The 26250-nt window shown below is 60.3% G+C and carries 15 protein-coding genes; 8 read left to right on the forward strand and 7 right to left on the reverse strand.

Features of this window, described 5'->3' with window-relative positions:
* Window positions 1-37: 37 nt before the first annotated feature.
* The 3 genes from WHH00_RS03780 to WHH00_RS03790 all read right to left on the reverse strand — a co-directional run bounded on the left by WHH00_RS03780 (window position 38) and on the right by WHH00_RS03790 (window position 5096).
* The gene (locus WHH00_RS03780; RefSeq protein WP_406636663.1) at window positions 38-1156 is read right to left on the reverse strand and encodes a glycosyltransferase; all 1119 of its coding nucleotides are present in this window, start codon (window positions 1154-1156) and stop codon (window positions 38-40) included.
* On the reverse strand, window positions 1153-2415 hold the full coding sequence (locus WHH00_RS03785; RefSeq protein WP_406636665.1) for a lipopolysaccharide biosynthesis protein: 1263 nt from the start codon (window positions 2413-2415) through the stop codon (window positions 1153-1155). Before WHH00_RS03785 ends, WHH00_RS03780 begins: the two co-directional genes overlap by 4 nt.
* 1184 nt (window positions 2416-3599) lie before the next feature.
* Window positions 3600-5096: a polysaccharide biosynthesis tyrosine autokinase gene (locus WHH00_RS03790; RefSeq protein ID WP_406636667.1), complete on the reverse strand. Its 1497-nt coding sequence runs from the start codon at window positions 5094-5096 to the stop codon at window positions 3600-3602.
* A 361-nt stretch (window positions 5097-5457) separates the two neighbouring features.
* On the opposite strand from WHH00_RS03790, the gene WHH00_RS03795 reads away from it, so the two are divergent.
* Together WHH00_RS03795 and WHH00_RS03800 are read left to right on the forward strand one after the other, a co-directional pair.
* The gene (locus WHH00_RS03795) at window positions 5458-6333 is read left to right on the forward strand and encodes a glycosyltransferase family 2 protein (protein ID WP_406636669.1); all 876 of its coding nucleotides are present in this window, start codon (window positions 5458-5460) and stop codon (window positions 6331-6333) included.
* Between the two features lie 1385 nt (window positions 6334-7718).
* Entirely contained in the window at window positions 7719-8402 is a 684-nt protein-coding gene (locus tag WHH00_RS03800; protein WP_406636671.1) for a MinD/ParA family protein, read from the forward strand.
* A 1379-nt stretch (window positions 8403-9781) separates the two neighbouring features.
* Here WHH00_RS03800 and WHH00_RS03805 read toward each other — a convergent pair.
* Entirely contained in the window at window positions 9782-10720 is a 939-nt protein-coding gene (locus tag WHH00_RS03805) for a beta-1,6-N-acetylglucosaminyltransferase (protein ID WP_406636673.1), read from the reverse strand.
* A 376-nt stretch (window positions 10721-11096) separates the two neighbouring features.
* On the opposite strand from WHH00_RS03805, the gene WHH00_RS03810 reads away from it, so the two are divergent.
* Both WHH00_RS03810 and WHH00_RS03815 read left to right on the forward strand, forming a co-directional pair.
* Window positions 11097-12248, forward strand: coding sequence for an acyltransferase family protein (locus WHH00_RS03810; RefSeq protein ID WP_406636675.1), 1152 nt, complete (start codon window positions 11097-11099; stop codon window positions 12246-12248).
* A gap of 192 nt (window positions 12249-12440) precedes the next feature.
* Window positions 12441-13850 (forward strand): O-antigen ligase family protein, encoded by a 1410-nt coding sequence (locus WHH00_RS03815; RefSeq protein WP_406636677.1) that lies wholly within the window; start codon window positions 12441-12443, stop codon window positions 13848-13850.
* Window positions 13851-13918: 68 nt separating this feature from the next.
* On the opposite strand, the gene WHH00_RS03820 is transcribed toward WHH00_RS03815, so the two are convergent.
* From WHH00_RS03820 to WHH00_RS03830, 3 genes are all read right to left on the reverse strand, one after another.
* Window positions 13919-16123 carry a DUF4082 domain-containing protein gene (locus tag WHH00_RS03820; protein WP_406636679.1) on the reverse strand — a complete coding sequence of 735 codons (2205 nt, stop codon included), beginning with the start codon at window positions 16121-16123 and terminating at the stop codon, window positions 13919-13921.
* 230 nt (window positions 16124-16353) lie between these two features.
* Entirely contained in the window at window positions 16354-16818 is a 465-nt protein-coding gene (locus WHH00_RS03825) for an Lrp/AsnC family transcriptional regulator (RefSeq protein WP_188813937.1), read from the reverse strand.
* Window positions 16819-16943: 125 nt separating this feature from the next.
* Window positions 16944-17174, reverse strand: coding sequence for a hypothetical protein (locus tag WHH00_RS03830; protein WP_400597743.1), 231 nt, complete (start codon window positions 17172-17174; stop codon window positions 16944-16946).
* A 505-nt stretch (window positions 17175-17679) separates the two neighbouring features.
* Here WHH00_RS03830 and WHH00_RS03835 point away from each other — a divergent pair.
* The 4 genes from WHH00_RS03835 to WHH00_RS03850 all read left to right on the forward strand — a co-directional run bounded on the left by WHH00_RS03835 (window position 17680) and on the right by WHH00_RS03850 (window position 25918).
* Entirely contained in the window at window positions 17680-18903 is a 1224-nt protein-coding gene (locus WHH00_RS03835) for a thiamine pyrophosphate-dependent dehydrogenase E1 component subunit alpha (RefSeq protein ID WP_406636681.1), read from the forward strand.
* Window positions 18900-20012 (forward strand): alpha-ketoacid dehydrogenase subunit beta, encoded by a 1113-nt coding sequence (locus WHH00_RS03840; RefSeq protein WP_406636683.1) that lies wholly within the window; start codon window positions 18900-18902, stop codon window positions 20010-20012. The genes WHH00_RS03835 and WHH00_RS03840 overlap by 4 nt, the downstream gene beginning before the upstream one ends.
* Before the next feature lie 2 nt (window positions 20013-20014).
* Window positions 20015-21544: a dihydrolipoamide acetyltransferase family protein gene (locus WHH00_RS03845; protein WP_406636685.1), complete on the forward strand. Its 1530-nt coding sequence runs from the start codon at window positions 20015-20017 to the stop codon at window positions 21542-21544.
* Window positions 21545-22483: 939 nt separating this feature from the next.
* Window positions 22484-25918 (forward strand): S-layer homology domain-containing protein, encoded by a 3435-nt coding sequence (locus WHH00_RS03850; protein WP_406636686.1) that lies wholly within the window; start codon window positions 22484-22486, stop codon window positions 25916-25918.
* The last annotated feature ends 332 nt before the right edge of the window (window positions 25919-26250 follow it).

Raw genomic sequence — 26250 nt, forward strand, 5'->3', positions numbered from 1 at the left:
GACGGCAGAGGATGAGCTGCGGGACGCTACGCCGCCGTCAACGGCCGGTTGCACGCTTATTCCTTTCTCGAACCACACCTAATGTCGATGAGAAAGCGTCAGGCGCCCAGGCAGCTAACGATTGAAAAAGCCGCTCGCCACGGGTCGTTGTAGCCAAGTCGGTAAAGAGGGACACATAGGTTCGAGCGCAGTGATCAATAGAAAACCTCTCGCGCACAAGAGGTGACGCGTCCATTGCTCGTTTTGCCATGGAGGGCCAAGTATCAACAACTGATTGAAGTGCTGCCACGGCAGAGTCGGCGTCGCCATCATTGAATGGAACGACTACGACCTCTTCCGGTAATGTTTTCGCCACGGATGCGGAGCATACGACCGGCAAGCCCACAGCTGCAGCTTCAAGGATGCCGATGCTGTGCGCTTCCCTATCCGCCGTGTGGAATAGTAAATCGCTTGAAGCCAGAACCGATATGGGGTCCTGCGTCGGTCCCAGATACCGTCCTCTGCTTCCAGCCAACTTGTCAGTGCCGAAAACATCCTCAGAAGCGACGTCGACACTGCTGGGACCCCACCAGTGCAGGTCGAGTTCCGGTCCAGTTGTCCCTAAGATTCGCGCTACTTCTGACCAGAGATAAGGGTTTTTTTGGGCTGCTACCCGGGCTACTGTCGACGCAATCTTCGGTCGATCTTGATATTTCGTCTTGGCCTGGGCATCCCGACGTATGCCATTCGGGATCACGTGAACTGGGACCCTTCGACCGAACCGCGCGCTATATTCGTCCGCTTGGCTCTGGCTTACTGCTACCACTTTCGCGGTTACGGGACGCAGCACACGTTCGGCCCACCGGAGTGAACGGTCGGCAAAATCATCGGTTGCGCTGTGCAAAACTGTGATCACAGGCGTCGAGCCGCGTGCCGCTAACCGTGCGTAGGTGTTAGGCAAGGCGCTATGACTAACGATGATGTCCGGTTCCCATGCCCGAATGGCTCGGGACAATAGCGAAATACGTGCGTGGCGACTTCTTGGTCCGTCATTTGGTGGGTCAAGGTAGTGCACTCTACATTCAGCGCCGTAATCAACCCACGCGAGACTAAGCGCGTCCACGAGAGCTTCCGCGCCTCCTATTCTCGGGCTAAGCAACACCTGAAGAATCTTCATTGGGTTTTGGCTAACCTTTCGGTTACAGTCTTGACGCCGCGTTTGCCCCGCGATCGTGCTCCCGTAAGCACTATAGACATTGAGATGAATAGGAAGAGTTGTGAGCAAGCAAATGCTACTGCAGCACCGACCGCGGAAAATTGATTGGACAGAATAACCACGAGACCCAGTTGAATTATTATGCCAGCCACGGTTATGACCGCCACCGGCTTATCGAAACCTCGGGACTGCAGGAAAACAAACAAGGGTTGATTTGCTATTCCAACTATGGTTGTCAAGGCCATAATACGAAGAACGTCGGCGGAGCCTGCATAATCAGGGCCTATCAGCAAATCCACCACGACAGGGGCAAACGCGGCTACAGCGAGACTGAGCGCCATAGCTGTAACCAAGAGCCAGCTTGATCTTCGAGCAACTATCCAGGCCTCACGCAGCGAGGAGGCTCTTGCTACGTGTGGCGCAGAAGCTGAGGAGAAGGCGCTTGCTAAAAGACCCATTGGTTGGGTCCATCTACTCACCGCGGCATATATACCAGCGGCGCCCGGACCACCGAAAATGGTCATGGCCGGGATATCCAACGATTGTGCCGTTATGGCGACGTTTGCGACGCCATAATGACGGGACCCAGCCCAAGGATTGACCAGACGTCGAAGACTCAGGCGCCCTCTGTTTTCCCGTGGTGTGATCTTCCAAGCGAACAAAGCGGATGAGAGGGCACCAGCGGCGAGACAGACCCAAAGAGCCATACTTGGCACTACATTCAGCGCAAGGAGGAGGGCAAAGATACACGCTGCGGTGAGCTTGTCTATCAAATTTGCGAGCGCTACAAGATCTCCACGACCATGGCCGCGGAGCGGGACCTGAATGGATTGGCTAACGAGCAGACACATCGCTACTGGGCCAGCCATCCAGATGTTTGTTGGGCCGAAAAACATAGCCGTCAAAGTAGTTGAAACTCCGAGCGCTGCAAATGCGTACAGCAACTTTGACGCAATTTTTCGCCCTAACGTCCGCGGATCCAGCCGGCTCGAAGCAATCTCGCGGACCCAGAGTGAGTTAGTTCCAAAATCCAAAAATCCAACAGCGGTGGTTCCAACAGCGATTGCTGTTACCACAAGCCCAAAATTTTCGGGCTCTGTAGATCTGGCAGAAATGATATAAAGAAGGGCAACAATTATTTGGGCGCAGCCAGCAGTTAAGGCGAGAGCGACGGCTTGTATGCCTATACTTTTTTTGACTTTTTCCCCCCACGGCCTCATTATGGGTGCCTCAATAGTCCCGCGGCAAATTCATGGGGTGACGCCAGTTGGCTCCTATTAGGTCGTGGAGCTTCAGTCGACCTGGCCAGCACCTTTGATAACTGCTGCTTCTCCAACGGAGACCACTCGGATCCACTTCCTATGTGTCGGCAGTCTCTTCTTAGGCTGACTGCGCCAGCTGCCACAATTCTCGTTCCAGTCGCCACTGCTTTGCCAAGGATCCCGCTAGGACCCTCATTAGAGTGGGCAAGGACAACGCAATCAAGCCGCTGGATCAACGTGTCTAACTCCTCGTCACTAAGGAGCCGATCTACGATTTCTACCTGTCCACCACTCTTGCGCATCCGTGCAAAGTGCGCCTCGGTCTGCGGCAGAATTCCGTCTTGGACTTGACCCGCTACGAGTAGGCCGATGTCCGATCGCTGGAGGGAGGCAAGCGCAGCCGTTACAAGAGGCAGGTTTTTACGATCCCCAATTTTTCCTATCACTCCGAACCAAAATAGGCCGTCGTTTAAGGCGGGTAAGGTGCAATGCTGCGCAATCTGGTCCTGGCTACTAAGAACAACTGGGTCTCTGGACGTCGGAAGGAGCGAAAAGCCACGCCATGTGGCGCTCTTAAGGACACGGACTTCAACGCGACGCCGGCGGTTAGCTGCAAGCAATAGCAACCCTTTGGTGACAGTTTTGGCGAAGACAGCCCCGGGAATTCGGGAGGGCTGTCCTTTTTCTCTCATAACCAGCGCGGTTACTGTTCCGGGCCAGGCCCACGGCGCACCCTTTGAAAGCTGATAGGCAAAGGAGTCGCCGTCCGGAATAACAGCGTGGTCTATGTCGTGCTCGCGGCACATTCGTTCCACGCCGCGTACGGAGAAGTCTGCGGTTATTCTCAGCTCGAGGTCAGAACCAAACTCTGACATATGCACGAGGAATTCCTGGCTGGAAATTACACTTTCCCTCGTGGCGAAAACAACTTGGTCCCCGGCTGCAGTGGCGGCTGATGCCAGCAGGGCGACATAGGACAACCTATGCCCGTCTGCGTTCCCTTCCACGATGAGTACTCGCCGTGATCTTAGTTTTTTCATCCGAAGAGGGCCTCTCTAATGTTCTAAGGGTTTTCGAAACAGCCCCATCAACTTTGGAGGACTTTGCCTAAAAATTACCGGTAGTGACGGAGCGAGGTAACGCTAGTTGCCTCGGCGTTTTCCAGGAAAGACGGTGGGGACACGCTCATCAAGTGCCGGGTAATCGATCGTCTCCGACGGCGATGCTGCCTGGTCTCCATCCTTTCGACTGGTTCCTTGACGTCGTTTGGCTGTCCCCTCGGGTACATCGTCAATGGGGCCGTAATACCCATACGAGTAGGCTTCTGGGCCCTTCGCCGGCAGGCGGTTTATGACCACGCCGAGAACAGTTGCATCGACCATCTGCAATGCGTCCAAGGACTTTGTCAGGTCCTGGTGTTTTAGCTTCTGTGCACCCACGACTACTACGACGCCCCCCACATGTCGCGACAGGACAGCAGCATCTGTTACGGGGAGCAGAGGCGGCGCGTCTATTATGACTGAATCAAAGGCCTCCTCCAGCCGTGTGATGAGAAGCTTCATCTCGTTGGAGCCCAGGAGTTCGCTGGGGTTTGGAGGTATCTGGCCAGAGGTCAGCACATACATTGCGTCATCTCCCCAAGGCTGGAGGAGATCATTGACGTCTGCCGCTCCCACAAGAGCCGTGGTAAGTCCCGCAGCGCGGTCCAGGCCCAGATACTCACCGACCATCGGACGGCGCAGGTCTGCGTCAATGAGGCACACTGTTTGCCCTGCTTGAGCAAGGGAGATGGCGAGGTTCGTCGCCGTTGTGCTTTTTCCTTCACCAGGTAGTGACGAAGTAATCAGCACCGTGCGCGCATGCTCAGAAACATTTGCGAACTGCAAGTTTGTGCGCAGCTGACGAAAAGACTCTCCCCGCGCGCTCCGGGGGCCTGCCTGACTCAACAGAGGTTTTCGGACAGCGTCTTCATCGAAGGCGATACCACCCAAGACGGGCAAATCCGTGACCGTGCGTAGGTCGGCCTCACTGCGGATTCGCGTATCAAGCGTCGCTCGAACTATTGCAAGGCCGACGCCGGCAGCCAGCCCAACCATAAGACCCAGTATTAGGTTAAGTCTCGTGTTTGGGGCTGATGGAGCAGAAGGCGCTTGGGCTGGTGTGATCACTGAGAGACTGACTGGTGAGGTCCCACCAGTTTTGGGCTTCTCCAAAGTGTCGATTGCACGTATAAGACTGTCAGCAACCGCTTGGGCGGTTGCTGCAGCTTGGACGGGAGAAGTATCTTCAACTGAGATCCGGATCAAAACAGTGTCTAAGTCTGATGTTGCTGTAACGCGCCCTGCAAGTTCGTTCGCCGTTACGTCCAGGCCGAGACTGTCTATAGCCGGTTGTAGCACAACTGGAGTCGTCACCGTCTTGACGTATGACTGCACGCGTGCCTGAGTGAAAGTGTTTCCCTGCTGCAATTCAGAGATTGTGCCCGAGCTTTGGATGGCGACAAAAAGCTGGGTCTGGGACGTATAGGTGGGCTTAACCAGGACAGAAGCTATGCCACCGACCAGTAGCCCCAACATCGTCACGGCTACAACGAGTTTCACGTTGCGGCGTAAAATGCGCAGATAGTCGCGTAGATCCAAACCCGGGTCCCCCTGTGGCTACTGGGGGCAACCAATTGGGATGCCACCAGAACGGCATCATTCGTGCGGTCACGATTAGTGTACCCGGGCCGAGAGCGGCAATAAGCATCGGCCCCGTACGCTGCCACAAACCAGGCCGTCATCGGCGCAAGCTAGCGCAACTCTGCTGGCCGATCTGGTTTAGGAGCAAGACTCGCTTAGCGAGCTCTGAGGAACAAGGCGTGGTGCCAAGTAAAACTGCCTTAGGTAATGGTCACACATAAGCTGTCTTGAGCCGAGACTGTTTGTCTGGTCACCGGCGCGCATTGCGGCATGGGGCGGAACCGCGCCGCTACGAAATATGGTCGAATTAGGGGGAGCTTTGAATATCTCGGTAGTTATTGCCACTGTTGATAGACGTGACCATCTCGATCGATTGCTGGCCTGCCTGTCCAGCCAGACCGTCAGGCCGGATGAAGTAGTTGTCTCCGCGCCTACCCTGTCTGATCTCTGCGAGGACATTGAACGCTATACCGGTTGGGTGAAGACAGTTGTAGGAAAACGTGGAGCGAGCGCCCAGAGGAACGCGGCCCTAGATTCACTTGATCCTGCTGCAGAATTGATCGTGTTCTTCGATGACGACATGACCATTAGATCTGACTATATTGAGAATTGTGCGTTGGCCTTTGTTGAGCGCCCAGACATCGTAGGTCTAACTGGCGAGCTTTTGGGTAACGGGGCGAGGACAGGCGTACCAGTTACGTTCAATGAGGCAGATGCTGTCCTCGCAACGAGCATTCAACCTGTCAGCCCTACAAGAATTCCTGTGGGTGATTTGTATGGTTGTAACTTCGCGGTCAGAGCCGGGGCGGCGCGCGATCTCCGCTTTGATGAGCGGCTCCCGCTGTACTCCTGGCTTGAGGACCTTGATTTTTCTCGCCGGCTATCGCAGCGAGGGTCCTTGATTCGAGATGATTCCTGTCTGGGCGTTCATCACGGTTCTGCCTCAGGCGGACGAAGCCAAAACCTGCGATACGGGTATTCCCAGATCACGAATCCCGTCTACTTGTGGAAGAAGGGGACGATAGATGGCAAGCGGGCTATGTCGCTCTCGTTGCGGCCGCTAACGGCTAACGTAGTGGGCGCAATTTGGGGCCATCAGAGCGAATGGAGACGAGCCCGCCTCCGTGGCAATCTGCTGAGTATCTCCGATCTGCTGCGACGTCGTGTAACACCGGAGCGCGTGACCGGCTTATAAGCCCTCTCTCGTGTAGCTCGCTCATGGGAGAGTTACTTCCCGGCTCCGAATGCTGTTGTTCTGGAGTTGTGCCTCTGTCATAAAGGAGATGACTTGATCAAACCTTGAGCCTGTGCTCCTAGCATCGGGTCATGGGTAGATATGAGGGCACTTACGACGCTCGGTATTCTCGCCGCGAGTTGAAGAGGCGTAGAACGCAAGTTTTCTCGTATGTCTTATTGGTCGCCTTGGCGGTCGCAACCGTCGTCGTGGTGTCCCTGGCACTCCAGCGCTAAAGCAATACTTCTCGCCACGGCGCTGTTGACATGACTTGTCATTCATCCTGTCACGTGGTTAGGTCAAGACGGTGGGGATCCCCGTGACCGATGGAGGCTGTTGTGGCTATATCCGATTTTGCCTTGGCGCTGTCCGCGCTGCTGGGCACCCTGCTGGTTCCGTTCTTCGTCCTGCATCAGATGCTCAGACTGAAACGCCGTGCAATCCGGGTCGCTGCTCCCGCCACGAAACACGTCAATCGACCCTAGCCATGCCCTACGTTGACATCAATCCACATAAGGATCGTCCCAGGTGGCAGGGCTACGCCGTGCTAATCGTTCTCCTCGTTGTTACCGCAGGCGTGGTTGCGTCGGCCCTCGCCCGGGTCTGAACACCCGCGTCAGTCGAAACCCCTAGACTTACTGTTTGAACGAGTGCTGCACAGAATTTGCCGAACGTCTTGGGGGACACCTATGCCCGATCCCACGGATCAAAACGCTCGCGCCCACGCAGAGGATGCAGGGCAGCTCCGGCGACGCCGAGACCTTGGTCGCACCGACCGTGGTCTCACGGATGCCAGGACAGGAACCATGCCCGCTGCTCAGCCCAGCCCCTCCGGCCTACCCGAACCAAGTACACCGCCGATTCGACGGACCTCTTGGGCGGAGGCCGCGGCAGCTACTGACGCAGCAAAGCCGACTACGCAAACACCCGCCCCCAACCGTCTCCCGGCATCGGAGCAGCAGTCCGGAGCTGACTACGGTACCCCTGGCCTGGGCGGGGCTGCTTCGGAAATCCCGCCGACGCCGTCGGATCCCCCTTCTGAGGCTCCACAGTTCCGCCGGGTGCGGGCAACAGTTGCTAACACGATCGCTGAAAGCCCCATGCCGGACTTCATAAGCTCTCCGGGATTATTTGTTAAAGAACAGAAACCCCGCCCCACGGGCGGCATCCGTGGGGCTCTCTATAGCCTGACCGGCGGGGCCTGGAATCTGGGACCGGGACTCAGGCAGCGTCAGGAAGAGGAGCTGGGCCGCCGCATCTCCCGGCAGCTGCAGGGCAGCTACAATACTGCAGTCTTAAGCCTTAAGGGTGGAATCGGCAAAACTTCCACCACGGTGGGCGTGGGGTTGACTCTAGCTGAGTACCGCGGTGACGCACCGTGTGCCATTGATGCAAACCCTGATTCCGGCGACCTTGTGGAGCGAGCGCTGGGAGAAGGTATCTACCAGCAGTCGAGCCCCCGTACCATCACGGACCTGCTCCGAAATATTGAATCTATCGATTCCCTAACTGGCTTGGCCCGCTACATGCACCATGCCGGCCGGCTGCACTTGATTGCGGGGGAGCAAGACCCGGAAGTCTCGGACTCACTGACTGCTGAAGAGTACCTGCGCATCCGCAAGCTCATCGCGGCCTACTACTCGGTTGCCCTAACCGACTGCGGCACCGGTGTCACCCACAACGCCATGAGCGGCATATTGCAGTCCGCGGACAACCTGGTGATCGCCGCAGGTTATGCGGTGAGCGGGGCCAAGCGCGCCCGTAGCACGCTGCAATGGCTAGCCAGCCACGGCTACGAAGATCTGGCCCGAAACGCCGTCGTGGTGATCACGGACAAGGACGAGGTTTCCAGCCGCGTAGATAAGGACGCTATCGACGAGCACCTTGCAGGTATTTGCCGTGAGCTCATCGCCGTCCCGCATGACCGGGGGGTTGCGGACGGCGACCTTGTTAGTCTTGACCGGCTCAGGCCCGAAACGCGACGCGCCTACAAGGAGATCGCTGCAGCCATCGTGGACGGCTACCGGTAGCCGGAGAAGCTTACGCTGCCTACAGCGGCGCCAGCTCACGGCAGGCACTGCCCTTACCGAACCTTTGGTACCAGCGAATATCCTACCAACCGCTTGTGCCAGGCTACTGGCCGAAGGTGCCGTTGCAAGATCTGCACCCATTCAGCGACGTCTTCCTCATGTCCCTTAGCAGGAAAAACTTGGACCAGCGGCCCGTGTCGGTAATCGAATCTCATTTCCCCCGCGGCGGTAAAGACCGAAAGGAAGTCCAGCCGGTTATGGGAAATGCGGAGAATGTCTTCTACGGAGAAGGCACCCACTATATCGTGGCCGCTGGGATAGAACACCCTGAAGGAAGGCTCCATGGCCGCCCAGGTTTTGGTAGTTTCAACAAACGCCGCAAAGTCCTGGTGAGTGGCGAATCTCGCAGACGCCCGAGACTCGAAAGCCGGTTTGCTGGCTAGGTCAAAGAAGGGAGCATGCCGCTTTCTCCGCCCTACCATGCCACTGCCAGACCAAGGTTTGCTCATAGGAGCAAACATACATCGGGACGCATCTTAAAGTAGAGTCAGGCCTAGGTAGTACGACTAGGAAAAGACAGGTAGTCCATGCTCGTGTGCGAGCTGACCCCTGCGCCTAGCGTCGAACCATGGACCGTGGATTTTTTGCAGGGGGCCAGCGTCGCCAGCCGCAACGACCTACCGAGCGTGACATTAGAGAAATCATTGAACTCATCAACAAAGACGGAAGTCACAGAGCAATTGCGGTTGCGCGACCGCTCGCACCCCGCTCCTTAGGATTGGGATCTTTGCTTGCCGCCCTCGGAATGACGACGGGTTTCATATGCCGCAGATCGGGCCGCTGATGCTTTATTGGGACAGCTGCGCGATTATCCTGTCTGCCCAGAACCATAGTCGCCACCACAATCGAAAACTGTATATGACTTGACTGGTCTTTGAGCGAAATCAGCAACTCCCCTTTATATGGTCAGGATCTATGGGGTCAAACAGTACTTCGAACACTGAGGAGAGCGGACCAAATTTTCGCATCACCCCACATGCGATTGGGGCGTTAGCAAGACCGCATTACGGGCAGGCGGAGTATGACGCCCTGCCCAATGGAAGCCAGGTGAAGGACGCATACGGGAAGCGCGCGAAATCGCTGTTGACCCTTGCTTCTAACGCTGAAGGAGCAACTCCTAGTTGCACTGCAACCGTAGAAGTGGGAATGACTTATCCCGTGTCATCGCCCGTCCGGCAGATAGTCAATCGATACAAGGCCGTTTGAACACGTTACGGAGAACGTGGGGCGAGAGTGGTTTTCGCCATAATTGCTGCCACCTTGTTAGTCCGCGGAAACGGCAAAGGCCGGGGTGCTCTTCTATCTGAATTTGACCAGTTTTACATTACGTCGGAAGTCGATGGAAGTAGCTCGTCGTCAATCATTTGCAGCAGCCTGCTGCTGCGTTCGGACTCCAGTTTCCGCAAGAAAAACTTTTGCGAATTTCGTACCTCTTCCCAATCATCCTCGGTGTACACCTTGACCAACGTCTCGTCTATGTGATGCAGATTGGAGTATCGCCAGTTCCCTCGCCCCGTATACGGCTCGAACCCACCATCAAGCGTGCCACCGGTTTCCGCCGAGCGGGCGGACAGCGCCGCCAGTGAGTGGTAAAACTTCTCCTCGGGGCAGAAGACCTTGCGGAAGTAGTTTTCTATCTCCGGCGTTATCAGCGACTCAAGGTCTTCAGCAAACGAAGCGGTGATTGCGAAGTGGGTCGCTCCGTGGGCTACTCGCAGACCGGGCGGCGGCTTCAGCGCCGGGCCGAGTGAAGACATCTTCTCAGCGGCACGGATCAGGAAGTTGCGGGCTTTCCGGACTCGAACGTTGCCAGTGTGGTTGCTGCCGATAGGAAGGTCCCTGTGGTGACGGTGCGAGACCTGGGCCATGTAGATGGGTTCGCTGGCAGCCACTTCGAAGTATCGGAGGTACTGTCTTCCTCTTCCGAGCGTCAGCTGCTTTTCAATTTCTGGTACCGACTTGATGGGGTAGTCCTGCCCGGACAGCATGATCAGGTATTCGTCCGGAGACGCTCGGCAGATAGCCTCAGCTACAAGGCGCCTGATAGCATCCACCTGCGAGTATCCGCCCCAGTTCACCCGGACGCGGTTCGGCAGGAACGTGACTCTTGCTTTGTCTTCCATCCTGATCGCGGCTTCGAATGGGGTCTGGTCGATTTTTGCGTCGACGTGGATAACCACCTGATGCGGCGATAGAGCCTTCACGGTTCTATTGAGAAGCTCGGGCTCTCGAAAGGTGTAGATCATGAATACCGTCATAGTTCCCCAATTTCAATTCGCTAATAAGCGGGCGGCAATCGGACGGCCCATGAGGCCGACTCGCTGTAAAGTCTAAGGCTGAAAGTAACCACAGATCACTGGAGCAACCACATCTTCTCTGATCCTATGACGCACCCCATCCACACCTCGTAGCCGGTTACATTTCACGAGTGGCGCTGCTGCACGGGACTTTGGTCAGTGGCGCAGTAACGTTATTGCCCTGCGTTGCGCTGTTTCATGCGATAAGGAGCACTCGCCTGCTAGCCATTGATAGCCCGGACGGGTCAACGGCGGTGGTGGTGAAGGTTCCCGGTATCATGGGCCCCACCGCGCCCCGTAGACTATGGACTGTCTTGACTAAATGGGGGAATCTTTCATGTCAACTACGCGTCTTGCGTCACTGGATGGCTTGCGCGGCGTGGCGGCGGTCGTGGTTTTAGTGCACCATAGTTTGCTCCTTATCCCGCAGCTATCGCTGGTGAACGCCTTTAGGCCGGCGAACGAGTCACCGCTTGTGTGGCTTCTCACGTACACGCCTCTTCGGATTTTCTGGGCAGGAAGCGAGGCGGTGCTCGTGTTCTTTGTCCTCAGCGGCATGGTCCTTGCTTTGCCCGCGCTTCGGGTCGGGAAGTCATTTGACTGGCGGGCTTACTACCCGGCACGGATCGTCCGCCTCTACCTGCCTGTGGTTGCAGCCATCATGCTTGCGTTCGTGTTTGCCTGGCTGGTTCCACGGCGCAGCGGTCCCGATGTTAGCTACTGGCTGGGAAGCCATGCGGAGCCGTTGTCGGTTGCCGCAGCGGCTAAAGACGCCCTTCTGTTGATCGGCCGTTCCAATCTTGTGACGCCCCTTTGGTCGCTGAAGTATGAGGTAATCTTCTCCCTTTTCCTGCCAGTGTATGTGTTTGTTTTGTGGCGCTTTCGTCGGCATTGGGTTGCGGCTACGGTTCTCGTCTTTGTCGCGATGTTCGCTGGTACTGCCGTTGGAAATGGCTCCGTTAAGTACCTTCCAATTTTTGCCATCGGCGTACTCCTGGCTGTCAAGTTCAAGGAGCTCAGGGGCTTAGCTGAGCGGATTGACGGTAGCCGTAGACCTGTGATGGTGTGGCGGCTGGTCGCCGTTTTGTCTGTGGTCGCGCTTTGCTCGACATGGTATGGAGCGGCGCTTGGTGTACCAGTCGACTGGTTGGATGCCTTCCTTCCTCTGGTACTAGCTGGCGCCACAGGGCTGATCTTCGTCGTGGCTTTCAGTAGCCGCGCCCAAAGGTTCTTCAGCCTGCCGACCGTGACGTGGCTCGGCACGATCTCCTTCAGCCTTTACCTCGTACACGAGCCCATCATCGTCACCCTTGGACTCTTGCTGTCACCCGCTGCACCGTGGCTCGCTGTCACACTGAGCTGGCCCATATCGCTCATCGTAGCTTGGGGTTTCTACGTGACGGTCGAACGTCGGAGCCACAAACTGGCTAAGGTGGTCGGTCGCGTTGCTGCCGAACGGTTACGACCAGCAGAGTCGGCCCAAGTTTGAAGCCTTGCTGCACCGGTACGCTGGGGGTACGGATCGGTACTCAACCAAGATCTCTTTATTTTGTAGGGGCTCCTCGCATTGCCTTTGGTGTGCACCGTTTGTACGGGCTGGGGGCATACCCCTGGTTCCGGCCGGTCTCGCAGCGTGGGAGGATTTAAGAGACACGAAGTAGAAGACCGGGGGATCTCTTCCATGCTCGCACTCGCGCCCATCCGTGACAACGCTCTGACCATCGCGACTTTCCTGTACGTTGTGGCGGCAACCTCGTTGCTTGTGGTGGACCCTACACTGACAGTTGCTGCGGCCGCTGCACCCCTGATTTTGTACCTAATGGTGAGGAAATCTTGGGTTCGAGTCGCTGTCATCGTCGTCGGCGGGATGCTCGTTCTGGGGTCATCTAGCGACGTGGGGCCGGCCAAGATGGCCTATGCGGGGGCGATGTTCTTGTGTGTCGTGATCTCGACTATTCGCCTTTCTCTTAATCCGCCGACGTGGATTCGCATAGCCGTACCGTTGTTTGCGTGGGCCGCAATCTTGCTCTTATGCCTGTTGATGGGGGCCATCGCAACCTCGGGTCAAGATCTTATGACCGTTGTGCGGCAGGGTGTCTTCTACACAATGATCCCGCTTGCGCCAATCGTTGGCATCGATGCGGGCCGTGAGATTCAGTCAAAGTCAGCGATTCGATGGATAGGCGTTATCGGGTTCGTGGCCGCCGCCGGCTTCGCAGCTGACTGGCTCAATCGTCGTGGGGTTTCCAGCCTCAGCTTCGGGCGTTTCGTCGTCTCGTCGCTAATTCTGTCAGCGCTTGGTTTCGCCCTCGCGCTCGTGATGATCATCTACGCACGTCGACTTGAGCGTGTCTTATGGACACTGGCTGCGATAGCTATCCCTGCGGCACTACTGATCACTGGTACGCGGACAAACCTCGTGGTTTTCTTTGCCCTCGTAGGACTCTTGGGTGTCACGGCTAAATTCGGAGTTCCGATGCATAAGGCACTGCTCCTGTTGGCTTTCCTGGCCGCCGCCGTGGCAGTTCTGCTACCCATATTTGCTGAATACGTGATTAAGACCCCTGGGTTCCTTGAGTCACGCCTTAACGCATTGATGAACGTCGCCACGGGCAGTCGCAAGGACCTATCTTTGGAAGCTCGCACCGAGCAGTACTACCACGTCTGGAACTGGATTCAAGAGTCACCGTGGTTCGGTAAAGGCCCTGGCTTCAATCCGCCCATCAGCCTAGACACACCCCTGGCAACAGTGGTCCGCCTTGGCGTCATAGGGACGATAGCGATGGTCGGCTTTCTAGGCTCTCTGCTTTGGATGGTGTACACCACCGGCAAGAAGTACGGGCGCTCAGTCATGCACACGGCTACACGGGGCATCGCGATGGTCGCCGTCGTCATGCTGCCCTTCGGGTCTCCAGTCGAGGATAAGGGATTCGCGTTCATGCTCGTGCTGTTGATCATGGGCGTGGCTTCCTGTGTGCAAGCCCGCGTGGATGGATTGCAGCCGTTCCCAGTCCCCGCACGGCGGATTACGGCGCAAGGACCGATGCCGAGAGAGTCTGGCCTAGCGGCTCTGCGTGCCATCAGCCCTTAGCGGAGCGCGTACAAGCCGCGCTCCGCTAAGAATGTCAATACCCTCGACCATCGGAAACCAGATAAAGGCTAGCCAGCGCTCAGTACGAAGTCGTCGAAACTAAGCTTCATCCCTGTTGTGCTCTTGGAGGAGATGGCCGCCGTCAGTCCGGTACCTCCTGCCGTTTGGAGGGCCGCAGTGCTGTCCGTGGCGGTGACCTGCGGAGCAGGCTGGGCGGTGCCGGCCTGCCATACGGTTAGTGCGAGCGTGGTGGGGCTTACGCCCACGGACTTCAGGCGCAGCGACAGTGTGGACCCCGGCGCGGCCGACAGTCCCGGCACGGTGACTTCCGGTCCGATGATGGTTGCAGGATCAGAACCGTTCATCCGGTAGATCAGGGCGCTTACCGTCCCATTGGGCAGCACCCTGGCCGTGCCGCGGTATTCAACGGAAGAAGCCACGCGGCGGGTGACGATGCTGGCGTACGCGCCGCTTCCGCTCGCTGCCGCGTTCAACTGGACCGTGGCCCTGGTGTCAGTATCCGCGGCGTTGACGCCCAGGAAGACCTGCCGGGTTTGCCCCGGCGAGAGGGTGAAGACTCCGCGCTGGCCGTCCACGCTGAGCGTGGAGCTGTTTGGAGTCCAGGAGCCGCCGAGGTCCGCCGTGCCCCAGGTGCCCGTGAGGGTCCGGGCGAAGGAGTCGCGCGCCAGAACCGCCTCCGGCGCTGAGACGGTGACGGCTACCGTGGCGGACGCCGTGGCTCCCGCCTCGTCCCGAACAGTATAGGTGAAGGAATCTGCTCCGGAGAACCCTGCTGCCGGCGTGTAGGTGTACGCTCCGGACGCTTGCATGCTGACCGTTCCGTGGGCCGGCTGGGTCCAGGCCGACACGGACAGGCCCGTGCCGCCGTCATTCGCCAGGACACCCGGCGCGGCCACGGACAGAGTGGTTTCGTAGGAAGCGGAGGCAGCGTCGTCCTTGGCCGCCAGCGGCACATCGGGAAGGTCCGTGTCCGGGACGAAGACAACGTCCACGCCGTAGCTGCTGGCCGAGTAGGAGCGGGTGGGGAAGGCCCCGGTGGCCGTGGCGTAGATGCCGTTAAGGGAGGAAGCGGTGCTGGCCAGGCCGCGGAGCGGAGCGGAACCGGCAGTGCTGGTGAAGTAGTTGACGTCCTGGGAGAACCGGCCGACAGGGGCCGAATAGGAGGCTACGTATGCGGTGTTCGCCTGGACCCGGACACCGCCGGGGATGTCCACCTGCTGCCATCCGGAGCTGGTTTCGCTCCCCGCGTTCGCCGAGCCCAGCAGCGTGCCGCTGTTGGACCACAACCGAACCGGGTGCAGCCCTGTGTTGGCTGAACCCTTATAGAAGCGGACTGCGGTGATCACCCCGGGTACGTCAGTGGCAAAGCGCACTCCGAGTTCGTATGGACCGGTGGATGACGTTGAGGGGACTGCTGGAACATATGTGGGCGCAAAAATGGAACACGGGCACTGCCGCGGAGTTGCGGTGCGGGGACCGTTCGGGTCCGGGATGACCGACGCGTAGCTGCGGATCTGGGCATTGTAGGTATCCGAGGGGGCCACAAGGCCGGGGCAGAGATTCCGTTCCTTCAGCCCGTCCAGGATGGCGGGAAGTGCCTCGGCGGTGTGCGGCGCCCAGTCGTGGAGGACAACAACACTTCCTGACCGGACCCGCGCCAGTACGGCGCTGGACACCGCGGAGGGACTGGTTGCCGCGGTGTCCCCGGTGTTTACATCCCACAGCACCTGGCGCAGTCCGAGGGACTCGCCAACGGCGGCGACGTCGGCATTGCTGTATCCGAACGGCGGCCGGAACAGGGTTGGCCGCGCCGCCCCCGCCGCGATGATCGCATCATTGGCGCGTGTCAGCTGGGACCGGACCTCCGTCTGGCTCACCTTGGTCAGGTCAGGATGGTCCCAGGTGTGGTTGGCAACGGTGTGGCCTTCTGCCTGTTCCCTCAGGACAAGGTCCGGCCGGGTCACCTGGTACCGGTCCGCTATCCGTTCGCCAAGGTCGAAAAAGGTGGCGTGCACGCCGTAGGAGCGGAGGGTGTCCAGGATCCATGATGTGCGGTCCCTGGTTGAAATGTCCGGACCATCATCGAAGGTCACAGCCACAAAACCACCGGCGCAGTCCCAACCGGCCGTATTGTCGGCGGCGGCCGCGCTGCCGAAGGGGATAAGGAGTGTTCCAGCAAGGGCCGCTCCCAGGGCGGACGCAGTCCACCTCCTGCCGCCGTTCCGGGTGAATATCCGCTTCCGAGAGCGCATGCCAGCCTTTCTCAAACCTCAAGGCCAACCGTGAAACGGCCAGCGTTAAAGCGGGGACCTGTCCCTACACCAAAGGGTCGGGTCGTCTACCGCAGGTGGGCAGAGGGCCTGGAGCTGTTGCCCCCTTGGACGAATGCTTCTGCATTGCCGGCCCTAATGGAAGGCGGGCACCAAAAGAATGTGGCTCTCCGCAGAGTCCACATTGCCCCCGTTTATGGCTGTGAGGGGATTTACCGCGTATCCAGATCCTCAAACACCAGGAACGTCTGCGTATCCAGCACGCCGGGCATGGACTGCAGCTGGTCGAAGATGACCCGGCGCAGGTCGATGTTGTCCACGGCGCGGACCAGCAGGATCACGTCGAAGTCGCCGCCCACCAGGGCCACGTGGTGCACCTCGGGGATGGCGCCCAGCTGGTCCCGGAGTTCCCGCCAGGCGTCCTGCTTCAGCTTCAGGGTCACGTAGGCGGACGAGCGAAGCCCGGCCTTGATGGGGTCCACCAGTGCTGTGAACCTGGACAGCACGCCCTCGCCCGTGAGTCTGGCGATGCGGGTGTAGGCGTGCGCGCGGGAGATGTGGACGTTCTCGGCCACCTGCGTCACGGACATGCGGCCGTCCCGGGTCAGCTCGGCAATGATCCTGCGGTCGATGTCGTCCAACGGGACTGGTTCAGTCCCGGCATCCCTTGCTGCCACGTTGCCCAAGGCCCCCGTCCGTAAGCTGCCTCACAGTTACAATTCGTCTCCCAGTGTAGGGCGAATGGCACAGCTTTGAGCGGCTCGGGCGGCTGTGGGATACGAAACCTGACCAGAGGTGCAGCTTACGAGGACGTGCGGCTCTCCGCCTCCTGCAGCTCGGCTGCCCTGCGGATAAAGTCGCAGTCGCTGGAGGAGAGGCTGATTTCACCGTGCCTGTCCTGCTCCAGCTCGGTGCCGGTGGCCTTGGCAATCGATGCCACCACCGTCCGGGGAAGGATCCTGCAGCCGGGGTTCTCCACCAGCCACTGCCGCGTCTCTGGCTCCAGCCGGTCCCACAAGTTCTCAATGCCCATTGCAGCTGCCCCACCCTTAGTAATTTCCGCGTTCATGATTCGGCGCCCCCGGGGTACGGGCGGCGCGTGATTCTCCGGTCCGCGGCAGCCGCAGGGAAGGCTGGCCGGTGCAAGATCGTTCAGGGGCGGAGGGAGCCGCACTGTCCCCTCCGCATCCATCGCCGCACCATGCGCCCCCAACACGGGAAAACCCTGCCACCTGGTACGGAGTCTTCTCCCCGCCTGAGGCGTGGAAAAGATCCTGTGTGATGCAACGGAGAGACCTTTCCGTCCATCGCGTCCCCCTGAGTGTGGTCCCCCTGCGGATAGGGGTCAAGGGCCTTCCGTCCCTAGCCCATCAGCCAATTTGTCCACCGCACCTGTCCGTAACCTGGCTCACACTGCCGGATCGTCTTCCAGGAACGGCATTATTGAGCAGCTTCTCCACGATTCCGTCAGGTGCTGGATACGAAACCGGCCACAGGACGATACTGGGAAGGAATAGTGGCAACAGAAGGACGGAACAATGACGATCTCCGCAGACCACACCGCGCACCCGGACACAACCAGCCAGGCACCCGCCGAGGACGCCCTCGCCGAGGCTGCCAAGAAGTTCGGCATCACCGCCGAGGACTACATGCTTCCCGCCCGGCACCAGATCGAGATGGTGGACCCGGACGGCCGGCTCAAGCCGGAAGGTGAGCAGGGCACCGAACCCGGCCACGAATACCCTTTGCCCGGCGATGACGAACTGCTGGCAGCGTACGAGCAGCTCGTCGTCGGACGCCGCGTCAATGACCAGAACTCCGCCCTGGTCCGGCAGGGCCGCATGGCCGTGTACCCCTCCAGCCACGGCCAGGAGGCCTGCCAGGTGGCGGCCGCCCTGTGCCTGTCCAAGGGCGACTGGATGTTCCCCACCTACCGCGACGCCGTGGCCGTGATGACCCGCGGCGTGGACCCCGTGCAGGTGATGACCATCTTCCGCGGCGACTGGCACGGCGGGTTCGATCCCCTCAAGCACAAGGTGGGCATCCAGTGCACCCCGCTGACCACCCAGCTGCTCCACGCCGTGGGCGTTGCCCACGCAGCCAAGCTCCGCGGCGAGGACACCGTGGTGCTGGCCATGTGCGGCGACGGCGCCACGTCCGAAGGCGACTTCCACGAGGCTCTGAACTTCGCCGCCGTCTTCCACCTGCCCGTCATCTTCTTCGTCCAGAACAACAAGTACGCCATCTCGGTGCCGCTGGCGCACCAGTCCGTGGCGCCGTCGCTCGCGCACAAGGCCGTGGGCTACGGCATGGCCGGCGAACGCGTGGACGGCAACGACGTCGTGGCCCTCCTCGCCGTCCTGGACCGCGCCGTTGCGCTGTGCCGCGGCGGCTCCGGCCCCCTGCTGGTGGAAGCCAACACCTACCGCATGCAAGCCCACACCAACGCCGACGACGACACGCGCTACCGGGAAAGCTCTGAGGTTGCGGAGTGGCGGGCGAAGGACCCGGTGAACCGGATGCGGACCTACCTCACGGACCGCGGCCTGCTGGACGACGACGGCGAGGCACGGATCCGCGAGAAGGCGGAAGCGGTTGCCACGCAGCTGCGCGACGGACTCAGCGAAGACGTGCCCGTGGACCCGCAGGAACTCTTCCGCCACGTCTTCGAAAAGACCACGCCGCAGCTGAGGGAACAGTCCGCCCTGCTCGCGGACGAACTCGCCCGCGACGCAGCATCATCACAGGAGGCCGGCAAGTGAGCCCCACCATCACCACATCCTCCGAGGCCAACGGCAACGTTTCCGCCGCCACCGCGAGGGCCGCCGCCTCCGCCGCCGCTTTGTCCGAGGCTGCAGGCCCCCAGCCGGTCACCATGGCCAAAGCGTTGAACACGGCCCTGGCCGACGCCATGCACGCAGACCCCTCCGTCCTGGTGTTCGGCGAGGACGTGGGGCTCCTGGGCGGCGTCTTCCGCATCACCGACGGACTTACCGCCACGTTCGGCGAGCAGCGCTGCTTCGACACCCCGCTGGCCGAGTCCGGCATTGTGGGCATGGCCGTGGGCATGGCCATCAACGGCATGCGCCCCGTGATCGAGATGCAGTTCGACGCGTTCGCCTACCCGGCGTTCGAGCAGATCGTCAGCCACGTGGCCAAGATGCACAACCGCACCAAGGGCGCCGTGAAGCTGCCCATGGTGATCCGGGTTCCCTACGGCGGCGGCATCGGGGGAGTGGAGCACCACTGCGACTCCTCCGAGTCCTACTACGCCCACACTGCCGGCCTGAAGGTGTTCACCCCGGCCACCGTGGCGGACGGGTACCGGATGCTCCGCGAGGCCATCGACTCGGACGATCCCGTCATCTTCATGGAGCCCAAGAAGCTCTACTGGTCCAAGGACCTGGTGGACTTGGCCGAGCTGCGGGCCGCCCACTCTGTCGCTGCTTCGGCGGGACAATCCACGGAAGGCCGCGCCGCCGTCGCCCGCCCCGGCACCGACGCAACGCTGATCGCCTACGGCCCGTCCGTCCCCACCGCGCTCGCCGCCGCCGAGGCCGCCGCGCTGGAGGGGCGCTCGCTGGAAGTCATCGACGTGCGCACCCTTGTGCCGTTCGACGACGCCACTGTGTGCGAGTCCGTGCGGAAGACCGGCCGGGCTGTGGTGATCGCCGAAGCGCACGGCTTCGCGTCCGTGTCCTCGGAGATCGTGGCCCGGGTGCAGGAGCGCTGCTTCCACCACCTGGCCGCCCCCATCCGCCGCGTCACCGGGTTCGACATCCCCTATCCGGCGCCCAAGCTTGAGAAGTACTACCTGCCCGGCGTGGACCGCATCCTCGACGCCGTTGACGACCTTCAGTGGGAGAACTGACCATGAGTGAAACACGCGTGTTTTTGTTGCCGGACCTGGGCGAGGGCCTCACCGAAGCCGAACTGGTGTCCTGGCACGTGGCCGTGGGCGACACGATTTCCGTGGACCAGCCCATCGCCGAGGTGGAGACCGCCAAGTCCACCGTGGAGGTACCGTCCCCGTACGCCGGGATCGTGGCCGAGCTGCACGGGCAGCCGGGGGAGACCCTCGACGTGGGGAAGCCGCTGATTTCGGTGACGCCTGTGGAAGCCGGGGTTGCCGCGGATGATGCCGCCCCCGCTGAGCCGGAGGGCGAGCCTGCTGAGACCGAGCTGGGTCAGCCTTTGGACGAACCCGCGGACACCCCTGCCCAGGCCGAGGCCGAGGCGTACCGGGAAGAGGAGAAGGCCGGGTCCGGCAACGTGCTCATTGGCTACGGGACCCCGGGCGGCCACGGCGTTGCCCGGCGCACCCGCGCGCGGAAAGCTTCTTCGGCTGGCTCCGTCAGCACTCTGCCGCTGGAGGATGGGGCGGCCGACGGCGGCGCGGCGCCGGATGCCGACGTGGACCTTTCGCTCCTGCGCACTAGGGTCCCCGGCAAGCTCGGCGCGGTGATCTCGCCGCTGGTCCGGCGCATGGCGCGGGAGCACGGCGTGGACCTGGGCGAACTCCCGGGCTCCGGCGAGGGCGGCCTGATCATGCGCCGCGACGTGGAAAAGGCTATTCATGCTCCGGTGGCTGAGCCCGTCAAGACCAGGCCCGCCGAAACCAAGCCCGCCGAGACCCGTTCGACTGAACGGGCAGAAACCTCGGCCACGGGCACCGCAACGACCGACGCCCGAACGGGGTTGCCAATCTCCGCCCGCACGCCGGTCAAGGGCGTCCGCAAGGCCGTGGCCACCAACATGGCCCGCAGCCGCTCCGAGATCCCCGAGGCAACTGTCTGGGTGGATGTGGACGCCACCGGGCTGATGGAGCTCCGGGAGGAACTCAAAGCCGGCAGTGACCAGGTGCCCGGCCTGCTCGCGTTCATCGCACGATTTGTCACAACCGGGCTAAAAAAGTACCCGGAACTGAACACGCGCATCGAAACCGCGGAGGACGGCTCGCAGGAGATCGTCTCGTTCGATGGCATCAACCTCGGCATCGCTGCCCAGACCGACCGCGGCCTGGTGGTCCCGTCCGTCCGCGCCGCCGAAAAGCTGACCGCCCGCGAACTGGACGCCGAGATCCGCCGGCTCACCGACGTCGCACGCCAGGGCAAGGCCACCCCCACGGAACTCGGCAGCGGCACGTTCACGCTCAATAACTATGGGGTGTTCGGTGTGGACGGGTCTGCGGCGATCATCAACCACCCGGAGGTGGCCATCCTGGGTGTGGGCCGGATCATCGACAAGCCGTGGGTGGTGAACGGAGAGCTGGCCGTCCGCAAGGTCACCGAGCTCACCCTGACCTTCGACCACCGAGTCTGCGACGGCGGCACAGCAGCAGGCTTCCTCCGCTTCGTAGCCGACGCCATAGAAAACCCAAACAGCCTCCTCGCCGACATCTAAACCACCCCCACCACCCAACCCACGCTCTCTCACTTGATGTGGGCCTACCGGCAACCCTCTATCAATTGATGTGGGCTTCCCGGAAACCCTCTTTTCAGGAGTTTCGTCCAGATATGCAGCTCTAATCGCGACAGAAGCCCGTATATCTGGACCATAACCTCTAGGGCGAGGTGGGCTTCTCCGGAAGGTGCGGCATGCGGCGGCGCCCGCGTGCCGCCGCCGTATGTAGTTAGATTCAGATGCCCCACCAGCAAGAATGCCAGACACGCGGAAGTAGACTGGTCCGCAGCACCGGGCAGTAGCTGTGTTGCTCGGCCTTCTGAGTGCACACCCTCGGTTGCTCGGTCAGCTTATGGCCGGGCTCCCGGGCGAACAGAATGCAGCGGTCTAAGTTCACGACCTCCGCTCAGCGATGGAACGAAGTCGTGGTCTGCGGCCGCGCGTGTAAGGAGCGCTGGGTCCACGACATCAGCGATGACCTGTCCGAAGCCGACCGCCGTGAATGGAGCGAGCTTACCCAACGTGTCGACCCGGCGGCGGCTCTGGTCACTCTGACTGACCTCACTGCTTACCAGCTTTGCGGCTCAGGGTGACGCGCTTCTCGTTCCTTCCGTCCCCCTCGCGGCTCAGGACGCGCAGCAGAAGCCAACGCCAGAGTAAGAGCGGCGAGGTGGGTCATCTGTAGTCACCTGCGACACGGCATCTACTAGCGTGGTCGGCCCGCCGCTGATAGCCGTCTAGGTCTTTGAATAAACGGCGCAGTCATTCATATCCACAGAATCGTGGCATAGTTTAACGGACAACAAAATTACAGTCATGTTTGGGGGGCCATTGTTCACTTTAAGCCATGTCTCTGTCTCGGAGAAGAGCAGATTCAGGTGGGCCGCAACGTTAGCTATTGCCCTGGCGATAACCTCGGGGGCGGGGCCAGTTGTGGCAGTGACGGAAGATTTCACCGCACCGGAAATCTTAAGTGTATGGATGTCCGATGACGTCATCGACGTTATCGACGGACCGGCGCAGGTAACGGTTCGCATTGAAGTGCAGGATGCCGATTCGGGTGTGGACCCTGAGTCGTTTAAGTTGGACCCGCAGAACTTTAGGGGCGGCGACCCTATCTCGCCTCAGGCGATGACGCTGATTTCAGGGGACGCTCTTCGCGGGACGTATGAGACAACCTTCACTTTCCCCGAGTTCATCCGCAGCGGAGACTGGATATTTTCTGCCAATGTCGCAGATCACTTAGGTAATCGCGTGGAACAGACCTCTTCCGGTGTCGGCCTCTACCCACGTGTCGTGTCCCTGGACGATGAGGAAGCTCCTTTGGTCACCGCGAAGCTGAGTGACAGCATTTTAGACATTACAGACGGCCCAGCAGAGCTAAAGATAACGGTTGAGGCCCATGACGCCGGTGTTGGAATCGCTCCTGATGCCCAAGTCATGATCTCGGACCATCTCGGAAATGGCGGTACTGGTAGATCAATTGTGAACTCCTCAGACGATCCTCACCGGGGAAATTTTGTTGCGACAATTAGCTACGCCAAACACGATAGTTTGTACGACGAGCGGGGTATTCACACGTATTCTTACGGCAATGTTTGGGATATGAATGCAAACTCCACCGGTTGGCGGGGGAATATTGGAACGGTAACAATAGCTACTCGCCCCCTGCGGGGGAAACGGCCTGCCCTTGCCCTCAATGAGGGACTTCTGCTTGCCACCTGGGCTTCCAATCCTGACTTGCTGGGCGTGCTTGAGTACGAGGTGGAGTTCGCCGGCCCTACAGGACCTTCCTCCGTGCGTACGGTAGCAACAGAAGCGTCGATAGGCCCTTCGGGTGGACTGTATACGGCGAAAGTTCGTGCAAGAAACAAGCTTGGCTGGGGCGAATGGACCTCGACGTCGGAGGCAGTGGCTACCCCTCATACCGTTTCGCCAGATGCGGTGATTTTCGAGGACAACGATGGGACGAAGGAGGACACCTTCACAGTTCCAGTGTCTGCTGGTGTTGAGTACCTGGTCGGTGAGACGGTGACCGCGGCCGGGACGTATCCGGGGTCGGGGATCGTGAGCGTGACGGCTCGGGCGAAGACGGATTACGTGCTGGCTCAGGGCGCGTCGGCTGAGTGGTCGCACGAGTTCAAGGCGACGCCGTTTCCGGTAACGCCGGACGCCGTCGTTTTCACTGACAAGGATGGCACTACTGAGGATACGTACACGGTTCCGGTCACTGAAGGTGTTGAGTACTTTGTTGCTGACAAGGTCACGGCTGCTGGGACGTATCAGGGGTCCGGGACGGTGGCGGTGAAGGCCCGCGCTGTGACGGATTACGTGCTGGCTCCGGGTGCGTCGGTTGAGTGGTCACACGAGTTCAAGGCAACGCCGTATGCGGTAACTCCTGCAGCGGTCGAGTTCAGGGACCGGGACGGGACGAAGGAGGATTCGTACACAATTCCCGTGACTGATGGGGTGGAGTACCTGATTGGTGAAACGGTAACTGCTGCCGGGACGTACCCAGGTGCTGGGTCGGTGACGGTGAAGGCCCGCGCTGCGACGGATTATGTGCTGGCTCCGGGCGCGTCGGCTGAGTGGTCGCACGAGTTCAAAGCGACTCCGTATCCGGTGACTCCTGGCGCGGTCGTCTTCAATGACAAGGATGGCACTGCCGAGGACACCTATACGGTTCCGGTCACTGAAGGCGTTGAGTACCTGGTCGGTGACAAGTTGACCGCGGCGGGAACCTATCCGGGGTCGGGGACAATCGCAGTGACCGCCCGGGCGAAGACGGATTACGTGCTAACTCAGGGCGCGTCGGCTGCGTGGTCGCACGAGTTCAAGACAACGCCGTATCAGGTAATACCGGTCGCCGTCGTCTTCACGGACAAGGACGGCACTGCCGAGGACACCTTCACGGTTCCGGTGACTGAGGGTGTTGAGTACCTGGTCGGTGACAAGGTGACCGCGGCCGGGACGTACCCGGGGTCGGGGACAGTGACTGTGACGGCTCGGGCGAAGACGGATTACGTGCTGGCTCAGGGCGCGGCGGCTGAGTGGTCGCAGGAGTTCAAAGCCACCCCGTATCAGGTGACACCGGCCGCCGTTGTATTAACGGACAAGGAAGGCACTGCTGAGGATACGTATGTGGTTCCGGTGACTGAGGGTGTTGAGTACGTGGTCGGTGGCAATGTTGTTGCGGCCGGAATGTATCCGGGGTCGGGGAGCGTGAGCGTGACGGCTCGGGCGAAGACAGATTACGTGCTCGCGCCAGGCGCGGCGGCTGAGTGGTCGCATGAGTTCAAGGCCACGCCGTACCAGGTGACACCTCCAGCCGTGATCTTCACGGATGAGGACGGCACTGCGCAGGATACGTACACGGTTCCGGCGACTGAGGGTGTGGAGTACCTGGTTGGGGACAAGGCCACTGCCGCCGGAACCTATCCGGGGTCCGGGACAGTGACGGTGAAGGCTCGCGCTGTGACGGATTACGTGCTCGCGCCAGGCGCGGCGGCTGAGTGGTCACACGAGTTCAAGGCAACGCCGTATACGGTGACTCCTGCAGCGGTTGATTTCACGGACCTGGACGGAACGAAGGACGATTCGTACACAATTCCCGTGACTGATGGGGTGGAATACCTGGTTGGTGAAACGGTGACTGTTGCCGGGACGTACCCGGGCACCGGGACGGTGACGGTCACTGCGCGCGCAACCACCGATCACGTTCTTGCCGACGGCGCGGCGGCCGTATGGACGCACGCGTTCGAGTCCACGTCTGCGGAGTATGTCCCGCCCGCGGTTTCGCCTTTCGTTGATGTGTCCACGGTGCAGCAGTTCTACAGGGAGATGGCGTGGCTGGCTGAGCAGAAGATCTCGACTGGGTGGGACGAGGGCAACGGTGTCCGGTCGTATCGTCCGCTGCAGGCGATCAACCGCGATGCGATGGCGGCCTTCCTGTACCGGATGGCTGGCTCGCCCGACTATGCCGCGCCGGCCGTGTCGCCTTTTGCTGATGTGTCTACTGGGCAGCAGTTCTACAGGGAGATGGCGTGGCTTGCTGAGCAAAAGATCTCGACCGGCTGGGACGAGGGCAACGGTGTCCGGACGTATCGTCCGCTGCAGGCGATAAACCGTGATGCGATGGCCGCGTTCCTGTACCGGATGGCTGGTTCGCCCGAGTACGCCGCGCCGGCCGTGTCGCCTTTTGCTGATGTGTCCACTGGGCAGCAGTTCTACAAGGAGATGGCGTGGCTGGCTGAGCAGAAGATCTCCACTGGGTGGGACGAGGGTAACGGCGTCCGGTCGTATCGCCCCCTGCAGGCCATCAACCGTGACGCGATGGCGGCTTTCCTTTACCGCTTGATGGGACTCGCTGCCTGATCCGTTCATGCATCCGGACCCCGGGCCCCGGCACGAAAGTGCCGGGGCTTCCGCGTTAACAGCGCCTGTACCCGACGTTGGAAGGTGAGCATTTCGATGGCGGCCAACTGCCGCCGTCGTACGCTTTTCTCTTATGCCCGGATGCGGCGCGCCTTTTCGGTCTGCTGCAATTGCCATCTACACGCAGGGCATCCTTTTAGTCGTTCGCTTTCATAGCCCGATTACTTCGCGGTACGCTTCGCCTGTAAGGCGTAATCGTTCGCCTGCGGTGCGGTGATTGCACGCTCGCTGCTATCCAGCATTCACTTTTTCTATATTGGGGGAAAACTCTG

The sequence above is a fragment of the Pseudarthrobacter quantipunctorum genome (assembly GCF_045291495.1).
GTDB classification, from domain to species: Bacteria; Actinomycetota; Actinomycetes; order Actinomycetales; family Micrococcaceae; genus Arthrobacter; species Arthrobacter quantipunctorum.

What these genes read in the sequence shown, in the direction of transcription:
- WHH00_RS03810 (WP_406636675.1), top strand. Translation starts at nt 11,097, where the DNA reads ATGTCAACTACGCGTCTTGCGTCACTGGATGGCTTGCGCGGCGTGGCG.
- WHH00_RS03835 (WP_406636681.1), top strand. Translation starts at nt 17,680, where the DNA reads ATGACGATCTCCGCAGACCACACCGCGCACCCGGACACAACCAGCCAG.
- WHH00_RS03815 (WP_406636677.1), top strand. Translation starts at nt 12,441, where the DNA reads ATGCTCGCACTCGCGCCCATCCGTGACAACGCTCTGACCATCGCGACT.
- WHH00_RS03820 (WP_406636679.1), bottom strand. Translation starts at nt 16,123, where the DNA reads ATGCGCTCTCGGAAGCGGATATTCACCCGGAACGGCGGCAGGAGGTGG.
- WHH00_RS03805 (WP_406636673.1), bottom strand. Translation starts at nt 10,720, where the DNA reads ATGACGGTATTCATGATCTACACCTTTCGAGAGCCCGAGCTTCTCAAT.
- WHH00_RS03785 (WP_406636665.1), bottom strand. Translation starts at nt 2,415, where the DNA reads ATGAGGCCGTGGGGGGAAAAAGTCAAAAAAAGTATAGGCATACAAGCC.
- WHH00_RS03845 (WP_406636685.1), top strand. Translation starts at nt 20,015, where the DNA reads ATGAGTGAAACACGCGTGTTTTTGTTGCCGGACCTGGGCGAGGGCCTC.
- WHH00_RS03780 (WP_406636663.1), bottom strand. Translation starts at nt 1,156, where the DNA reads ATGAAGATTCTTCAGGTGTTGCTTAGCCCGAGAATAGGAGGCGCGGAA.
- WHH00_RS03830 (WP_400597743.1), bottom strand. Translation starts at nt 17,174, where the DNA reads ATGGGCATTGAGAACTTGTGGGACCGGCTGGAGCCAGAGACGCGGCAG.